Origin of the sequence: Lagierella sp. ICN-221743, from assembly GCF_037890055.1 — a bacterium.
Taxonomy (GTDB): domain Bacteria; phylum Bacillota; class Clostridia; order Tissierellales; family Peptoniphilaceae; genus Mediannikoviicoccus.
On the sequence record NZ_JBBKBD010000011.1, the window covers coordinates 54,651 to 63,396 of the forward strand.

General features: G+C 37.8%; 5 protein-coding genes. 1 reads left to right on the forward strand and 4 read right to left on the reverse strand.

The genetic code is table 11. The features are described 5' to 3' along the window. Window positions 1-127 precede the first annotated feature (127 nt). From WKS98_RS06395 to secA, 4 genes are all read right to left on the reverse strand, one after another. Window positions 128-415 carry a GIY-YIG nuclease family protein gene (locus WKS98_RS06395; RefSeq protein ID WP_498917887.1) on the reverse strand — a complete coding sequence of 96 codons (288 nt, stop codon included), beginning with the start codon at window positions 413-415 and terminating at the stop codon, window positions 128-130. Between the two features lie 566 nt (window positions 416-981). Then, window positions 982-3,081: a Tex family protein gene (locus tag WKS98_RS06400; protein WP_498917889.1), complete on the reverse strand. Its 2,100-nt coding sequence runs from the start codon at window positions 3,079-3,081 to the stop codon at window positions 982-984. A gap of 33 nt (window positions 3,082-3,114) precedes the next feature. Beyond that, window positions 3,115-4,222, reverse strand: a protein-coding gene (gene prfB, locus WKS98_RS06405; RefSeq protein WP_498917891.1) for a peptide chain release factor 2 whose coding sequence is annotated in 2 segments (ribosomal slippage) — window positions 3,115-4,149 and window positions 4,151-4,222 — 1,107 coding nt in all. Because the reading frame shifts where the segments join, the coding sequence is not laid out codon by codon here. Next, on the reverse strand, window positions 4,223-6,946 hold the full coding sequence (gene secA, locus WKS98_RS06410; protein WP_498917893.1) for a preprotein translocase subunit SecA: 2,724 nt from the start codon (window positions 6,944-6,946) through the stop codon (window positions 4,223-4,225). It abuts the gene before it with no gap. 281 nt (window positions 6,947-7,227) lie between these two features. On the opposite strand from secA, the gene lplA reads away from it, so the two are divergent. Further along, the gene (gene lplA, locus WKS98_RS06415; RefSeq protein ID WP_498917895.1) at window positions 7,228-8,232 is read left to right on the forward strand and encodes a lipoate--protein ligase; all 1,005 of its coding nucleotides are present in this window, start codon (window positions 7,228-7,230) and stop codon (window positions 8,230-8,232) included. The last annotated feature ends 514 nt before the right edge of the window (window positions 8,233-8,746 follow it).

Genomic DNA, 8,746 nt, shown 5'->3' on the forward strand with positions numbered 1-8,746 from the left:
CAGAATGACATGGCGAGGGTGTAATTACTTCGTAATGGAGAGAAAAGCGTCATAATTGTCATCCTGAGGGAGCGTGAGCGATTCGAAGGATCTCAAAAAAGCATGGCTTTTTTGCTTCATCCTACCCCTATAAAATATCATCATATAAATCATTCCAATTAGGATTTATACTTTCAATCAATTTATTTTTCTTTGCTCTATTCCAGCCTTTTAGTTGTTTTTCCCTTGCGATTGCAGAATTAACGTCTGTTGTTTCTTCATAATAAACAAGCTTATTTACCTTGTAACGTTTTGTAAAACCTTCGACTAGTTTGTTTTTGTGTTCCCATACTCTTTTGATTAGGTTACCGGTTACTCCAATGTAAATGGTTGTGTTTGTTTTGTTTGCCATTATGTAGATATAGTAGTTTTTCATGTGTTGCTCCTGGTGGTGGTTTGTGGTTTTATTATACCATGGCAATATGTTATGAGACTTTTGCGAGATTTTCAAAGAAAATCTCGAGATCTTTCGACTTCAAAATTTCTTACAGAAATTTTTTCGCTCAAGATGACAGAGCGGAGGGTCGACACACTTCGTAGGGTTTAACCCTGCAAAACAATCCAGGCTACTTTGACGGACAGTTTCTTTAGAAACTGTCCGAGATTCTTCGACTACAAAATTCTTTTCAAGAATTTTTCCGCTCAGAATGACATGGCCGAGGAAGACATTTCTAGGGAGAAGGTATCCATAATACATTATGTGCCGAAGGCACAAACAGGAAAACCTTAGCTTTCCTACCACTTTACACAAGGAGTCTTGGGGATATCCCCAAGTCGTTGGGAGGTAAAGGGGGTTTCCAAGGGGGATAGGAACCGTACGAAACGGTGCCTTTTCCCCCTTGTTGGAATAAAAAGAATGACCATACTAGAAATAAATAGGTGGTAGGGTGAAAACCCTACAAAATACCCAGGAAAGGTTAAAGGAGAACCTTCCGGTTCTCCTTATAATTTCATGCTTAGTCCTACTTTTCCTGTTTCTCTATCTATATTTATTATTTTTACTTCCACTATGTCTGAAACCTCTACCACGTCTGATGGATGTTTTATAAAGCTATGGGACATTTGTGAAATATGCACAAGTCCATCATTTTTTATTCCAATGTCTACGAAGCAACCGAAGTCTACCACGTTTCTCACTGTGCCTTTTAGTATCATCCCCTCTTCTAGGTCGTCTATTGAAAGCACGTCGGAGCGAAGGATTGGTTTTGGCATTTCGTCTCTTGGGTCTCTTCCTGGTTTTTTAAGTTCTTTTAGTATGTCTGCCAGTGTTGGAATTCCTATTCCCAGTTCTTTTGAAACTTTTGACACTTGCACTTTGTTAAGGTCTCTTTCTAAAAGTTTTTCTGCAATTTCGTAGCTCTCTGGATGAACCGCCGTATTGTCTAGAATATTTTCTGACTCCGGTATTCTTAAGAATCCGGCACATTGTGTAAATGCTTTTGGTCCAAGGCCTTTTACTTTATTTAGTTCTTTTCTATTTTTAAATGGACCATTTTCTTCTTTGTATTCCACAATATTTTTTGCAACTGATTTGGAAATTCCTGAAACGTAGTTTAGTAGTGAAGGTGATGCAGTGTTCACATTTACTCCAACGGAGTTTACGCAGTCTTCTACTACATTTGAAAGGGTTTCTTTCAATTCTTTTTGGTTTACGTCGTGTTGGTATTGTCCAACTCCAAGATGTTCCGGTTCTATCTTTACCAGTTCTGCCAGTGGATCTTGAATTCTTCTTGCGATTGAAATGGCTCCTCTTATGGTTACGTCAAGGTCTGGAAACTCCTCTTGTCCAAGTTTTGATGCTGAATAGATGGAAGCGCCTGCTTCGTTTACGATGGTGTAGAATAAATCTTTTCTATTTAGTTCTTCTATTAGGCTTGATGCAAGGTTTTCTGTTTCCCTTGACGCCGTTCCATTTCCTATGGCTATAAGGTTTACTCCATGTTTTTCAATTAGCTCTTTTAGAACTTTCTTTGATCCTGCAATGTCTTCTCTCGGCTTTGTTGGGTAGATTGTGGTGTAGTCCAACACTTTGCCGTGGCTTGAAATTACTGCAACCTTACATCCCGTTCTATAGCCTGGGTCAAGTCCTATTACAACTGATTCTTTAATTGGTGGTTGCATTAGGTATGGCTTTAAGTTTTTCCCGAATACTTTTATAGACTCCTTGTCCGCCTTTTCTTTTAATTCGTTTTTTACTTCTGTTTCGATTGATGGAAGTAATAATCTTTTGTATCCGTCAGTCACTGCTTCTTCAATGTATTTATAATAGTCTTTGTCACTAAGGTAGGAGTAAGACTGTAAAATCTTTTGGATATTGTACTCGTCGTTTAGGTCAAACTTTAACTTTAATACTCCCTCTTTTTCTCCTCTAAACAGCGCAAGGATTCTGTGGGGTTTTAGATGTTTAAGTCTTTCTAAAAAGTTATAGTACATCTCATATGTCTTGTTTTCGTCTTCGCCATTTTGTGTGGACTCTATTCCTCCACTTTCTTTGGCAGAATGTCTTAGTATATCTCTAAACTCTATGGACTCTGAAACCATTTCTGCAATTATGTCCATGGCTCCCTTTATTGCATCTTCTTCTGTTAGAACTTCTTTTTCTTCATCTATAAGTTCTTTTGCCATAGCGTTAAAGTCGTCGTCTGTTGAGTTTTCCTCTAGCATTAAGTTTGCAAGAGGTTCAAGGCCACGTTCACGGGCCTGTGTTGCTCTTGTTCTCTTCTTTTGTTTATATGGAAGGTATAGGTCTTCAACTTCCTTAAGTAATTCTGCAGCTTCAATCTTTTCTTTTAATTCTTTTGTAAGCTTGCCCTGTTCGTCAATAAGTCTGATTACATCTTCTTTTCTCTCTTCCAATGACCTTTGGTACTTCAAAAGCTCTTCCAGTTGACGAAGCTGTTCGTCTGTTAAGTTTCCCGTAACTTCTTTTCTATAACGGGATATAAATGGAATTGTATTTCCCTCGTCAATTAATTTTACTGTATCATTAACCTGCTTTTCCGTAATGTTTAATTCTTTTGCTATTTTTAAATCTATATTCAAAATCCACCTCATAAAAAAGAGCACCCTCGTGCTCTATTTATCTATTGCTTTCATCTTTAGATATTCGTCAATAAAATCGTCCAGTTCTCCGTCCATAACTGCCTGTATATTTCCGGTTTCATAGTTGGTTCTATGGTCTTTTACAAGGCAATATGGATTGAATACATATGACCTTATTTGTGAACCCCATGCTATTTTATTGTACTTTCCTTGAATATCTTCAATTTTTTCTCTGTTTTCTTCTTCCTTTATTGCAATAAGCCTTGCTTTAAGCATATTCATTGCAGTTTCCCTATTGGTAATTTGACTTCTCTCCGACTGACACTGCACCGTAACCCCAGTTGGTATGTGGGTTATTCTAACGGCGGAGTCGGTGGTGTTAACATGTTGTCCACCCGCACCACTTGCTCTATAGGTGTCGATACGAAGGTCGTTCATGTCGATTTCAAAATCGTTACGATTGTCGATGTCGGGATATACGTCCACCGATGCAAAGGAAGTATGTCTCTTTTTATTTGAGTCAAATGGAGAAATTCTAACAAGTCTATGAACGCCTTTTTCAGACTTAAGATAGCCATAGGCATACATTCCCTTCACCATCATGGTTACGGATTTTATGCCGCCTTCGGTGTCACGATTGTAGTCGAGAACCGTGTAGCTATAGCCCTTGTCACTAAGCCATCTGGTGTACATTCTTAGGAGCATCTCAGTCCAATCCTGGGCCTCGGTGCCTCCTGCTCCAGAGTTTATGGCAAATATGGCGTTGTTTTTGTCATATTCGCCACTTAACATGGTCTTTAGCTTTGCCTTGTTCAGTTTCTTTCGAAGCCTTTGTATCCTCTGATTTATTTCATCGTCATACTCCGGCGACTCTTCTTCTCGAACAAGTTCTATTAGGGTCTTTAGGTCTTCAAGTTCTTCTCTTAAATTGTCATATTCTCCAACATTGTCCTTTAGGGACTTTATCTTGGAGAAGACATCTTGGGCAGTGTCACTGTCGTCCCAAAAGCCCTCCTCCAAGGTTTTACTTTCTAAATCTTTTAATTCACTTCTTAGTTTTGGTAAGTCAAAGAGAGTCTCCGACTTCTTCTAGGTCGTTGGATAGGTCCTTAATCTCTTCATTTACTACATATGTGTCCATCTATGCATCCCTACCGCAACATTTTTTATATTTCTTTCCGCTGCCACATGGACATGGGTCGTTTCTTCCAATCTTCTTGCCCTTAACAATTGTTACTTGGTCTTCGGAAGTTTTGGTTTCCTTGGCAACTTGTTTTCTTTCTATCTCTTCAACTGGTCTAACATTAAACAGTCCCTTTAATGTGTCCTCTTTAATAGAGTGGTTCATTTCTTCGAACATATCGAAACCTTCTTCGTTATACGCTCTTACAGGGTCTTGTTGACCATAGGATCTAAGTCCAATACCTTGACGAAGTTGATCCATGGCGTCAATGTGGTCCATCCACTTTCTATCAACTACCATTAGAAGGATAACACGTTCTATCTCTCTAAATCTTTCAGCGCCCATTTCCGCTTCTTTGTCGTTGTAGGCCTGTTCAGCTCTTTCAGTTAGATAGTTTTTAAGGTCCGTTCTCTTCCATCCACTCATGTTGGAAAAGTCTAGGTATCCTTCGGGCATAAATGCAGATTTTAGATATAGCATAAGGCCTTCCATATCCCAGTCTTCTGGATGGTCTCCACCTTGAGTAAAGTTATCTACAGTAAGGGAGATTATTTCATGTAACATTTCAAGAATGTACTCTTTCATGTTTTCGCCTTGAAGAACTCTCTCTCTTTCTCCATAGATTATCTTTCTTTGAACATTCATAACGTCGTCATATTGAAGAACGTGCTTACGAATACCAAAGTTGTTAACTTCTACTTTCTTTTGTGCCCTTTCAATGGCCTTTGTTACTGGCTTGAACTCTAGTGGTTCGTCTTCAGGGAAGTCGCCTCTTTCAGCAAACTTTTGGATGGTTTCTCCACCGAAAAGTCTCATTAGATTGTCTTCTAGTGACACGAAGAACCTTGAACTACCAGGGTCTCCCTGTCTTCCAGCACGACCTCTAAGCTGATTGTCAACACGTCTTGACTCGTGTCTTTCAGTACCTAAGATATATAGTCCACCGGCTTCAAGTACCTTCTTTGCGTCTTCGTCAGTTTGTTTTTTATACTTTTCGTAAAGATTATGATAAACATTTTTTGCCGCTTTGATTTCCTCGTCATCTGTTTCCACAAATGAGTCTAAGGCTTCAAGCACATAGTCTGCATAACCTTGTTTTTTCATATCGTGTTTAGCCATAAAGTCTGGGTTACCACCAAGAATAATATCCGTACCACGGCCTGCCATGTTTGTGGCGATGGTAACTTTGCCAAATGTACCAGCTTGTGCTACGATTTCTGCCTCTCTCTCGTGTTGCTTAGCATTAAGAACATCATGAGGGATGCCTTCTTTTTTAAGAAGTCTTGAGATTATTTCAGAAACTTCGATGGATGCAGTACCTACAAGTATAGGCTGTCCAGTTTCGTGAACCCTCTTAACCTCTTCAACTATGGCTCTGTATTTTGCTTCTGTGTTTATATATACTCTGTCGTGGTTGTCCTCTCTTATAACTGGTTTGTTTGTAGGAATTTCCACAACGTCCATATTGTAAATTTCAGAAAACTCGTCTTCTTCAGTCTTTGCAGTACCGGTCATACCTGAAAGCTTGTTGTACATTCTAAAGTAGTTTTGGAATGTAATTGTAGCAAGGGTTTTAGATTCGGATTGAACTGCAACTCCTTCCTTTGCTTCAATGGCTTGGTGTAGACCGTCTGAGTATCTTCTACCTTCCATAATACGGCCTGTGAACTCATCTACAATTAAAACTTCGCCATCTTTAAGCACATAGTCAATGTCTTTTTTCATTGTGTGATGTGCTTTTAGAGCTTGGTTTATGTGGTGAGCTGTTTCCATGTTTGAAACATCAGATAGGTTTTCAAGTCCAAAGTACTGTTCTGCCTTTGCAGTACCCTTTTCAGTAAGGGATGCAGTTTTCTTCTTTTCGTCTACTACAAAGTCAACTTTTTCTTCCTTTATTTCTTTGTCGAAGATGTCTTGTTTTTCTTCGTTAGGGTCAATTATTCTTCCAGTAAGGGTTCTAACAAACCTGTCCGCTCTAACATACATATCGGTAGATTCGTCTCCCATACCAGAAATTATAAGTGGAGTTCTAGCCTCGTCTATAAGAATGGAGTCAACCTCGTCCACTATGGCATAGTTTAAGTCCCTTTGTACTTGCTCTTCTTTATATATAACCATGTTGTCCCTTAGGTAGTCGAAACCAAATTGGTTGTTAGTACCGTAAGTTATATCACAGTTATAATTTTTCTTTCTTTCATCGTTGTCAAGGCCATGAACGATACATCCAACTGTTAGTCCTAGGAATTCATGAACCTTACCCATCCACTCCATATCACGCTTAGCAAGATAGTCGTTTACGGTTACAACGTGAACGCCATCTCCAGGAAGTGCGTTTAAGTAAGCTGGTAGTGTTGCCACAAGTGTTTTACCTTCACCTGTTTTCATTTCCGCAATTCTACCTTGGTGTAGTATTACACCACCAATTAGCTGTACCCTATATTGTTTCATTCCTAAAACTCTAAAGGAGGCTTCCCTTACAACTGCGAAAGCTTCAACTAAAAGGTCGTCCAGTGTAGCACCTTTTTTTAATCTATCTTTAAATTCAACTGTTTTGTTTTTTAACTCTTCGTCACTGAGTTTTTGCATTTCTTCATCAAGGGCTTCAATTTTATCAATAATAGGTTCAATTTTTTTAACCTCTTTTTTAGAGCCCATTGAGAATAAGTTTTTTAAAATTTCCATATTCCACCTCGTTATCCACGGTTAATTTTAACACATTCTCTGTCCATTATTCAAATTAAACTTTGAAATTTACACATTTAATCAAAAAAGACCCCACAATGTGAAATCTTTTAAATTTATTATAATCTAATGCGAAAAACAAAATTAAAATTCGTCTATAATTTCACTACCCTCTATTATATAATGAAAGTCAACAATTTCATAGCTAAATAGCTGAAAATTTCAATAATAGATGTTTTTCTTTCCTTATTTATATTATAATGATAGATGGAGGTGGCAAGATGAAATATTTAGAATCACATTCTAACGACCCACAATATAATTTGAGTTTTGAAGAATATATCTTTAAAAATTTGCCGTTGGAGGAAGAAGAGTATGTATACCTTTGGATTAACGATCCATCTATAATCATAGGAAGAAACCAAAACGCCTATGCAGAAATAAACGAAGACTATGTAATTGAACACAACCTAAAGGTGTGCAGAAGAATCACTGGAGGGGGTGCTGTTTACCACGACTTAGGAAACCTAAACTTCTCCTTCGTAACAAAGACCAAGGGCCACGATAGAATCGACTTTAAACAATACTATATCCCTATCGTAAATGCACTTAAGGCAATTGGAATTGACGCTGAACTTTCTGGTAGAAACGACATAACCATCGACGGAAAAAAATGTATCGGTTCAAGCCAGTCAGTTTATAACCACAGAGTTCTTTCAAATGGCTGTATCCTTTTCAATGTTCAATTAGAAGAACTGGCAAAGGCACTTAATGTAAGAAAAGAGAAACTTGCATCAAAGGGAGTAAAGTCAGTAAGAGCAAGGGTTACAAATATTGCTCCATACCTTGAAGACAAAAACCTTTCAACAGAGGACTTTAAAGCAATACTACTAAGGGAAATCTTTAAACAATTTGACGAAGAACCAGAAGAGTATGTGTTATCAGAAGAAGAACTTCAGGGAGTTAAGGAAATTTACGACTCAAGATTTTCTATGGATGCATGGAACTATGGTAAAAAACCTGTGGGAGAAGTAATACAATATAGAAAATTCCCAGCGGGCTTTGTAGAACTTGCCTATGACCTGGACAATGGAAAGATTAGAAATCTTTATATAAACGGAGACTTCTTCGGAAAAGAAGACGTGGAAGAAATAAGAGAAAAACTTGAAGGCATAGACTACAAGAAGTCAAAAGTAATTGAAATATTGGAAAGCTTCAAATTAGAAGACTACTTTGGAAATATTACAGCTGGGGAACTTGCGGATGTGTTTTTTCAAGATTGTTAGTTAAGAGAGGAAGAGTTCTTCCTCTTTTTTTGTGGGAAAAAGTTTTAAAAAACTTTTTATGAAAATTTTATTTTTATTTTGTAGGACATTGCCCTACCACTCTAGTATTTCTAATTTATTTTTTCTTTTAATCTACCAAGGAGGAAAAGGCACTGTTTCGTACGTTCCTTTCCCCCTTGAGAACCCCCTTTACCTCCCAACGACTTGGGGATATCCCCAAGACCCCTTTTAAAAAGTTGTTGGAAAGCTAAGGCTTTCCTGTTTGTGCCTATCGGCACCATAATTGGAAATAATACAAAATATCATCTTAAGAGACTTTTGCATTTGCTTTTCAACGAAAAGCAAATGAGATTCTTCGACTCCAAAATTTTTTTCAAAAATTTTTCCGCTCAGAATGACACAAATAGTGCTAATATTCCTAGTAAAGATAAAAATCTATGAAACAAAACTATAAAATCGAAGGGCTTTTGTACCGTAAGAATGACAGGATGAATGGGTCATATGGTTCAACAAA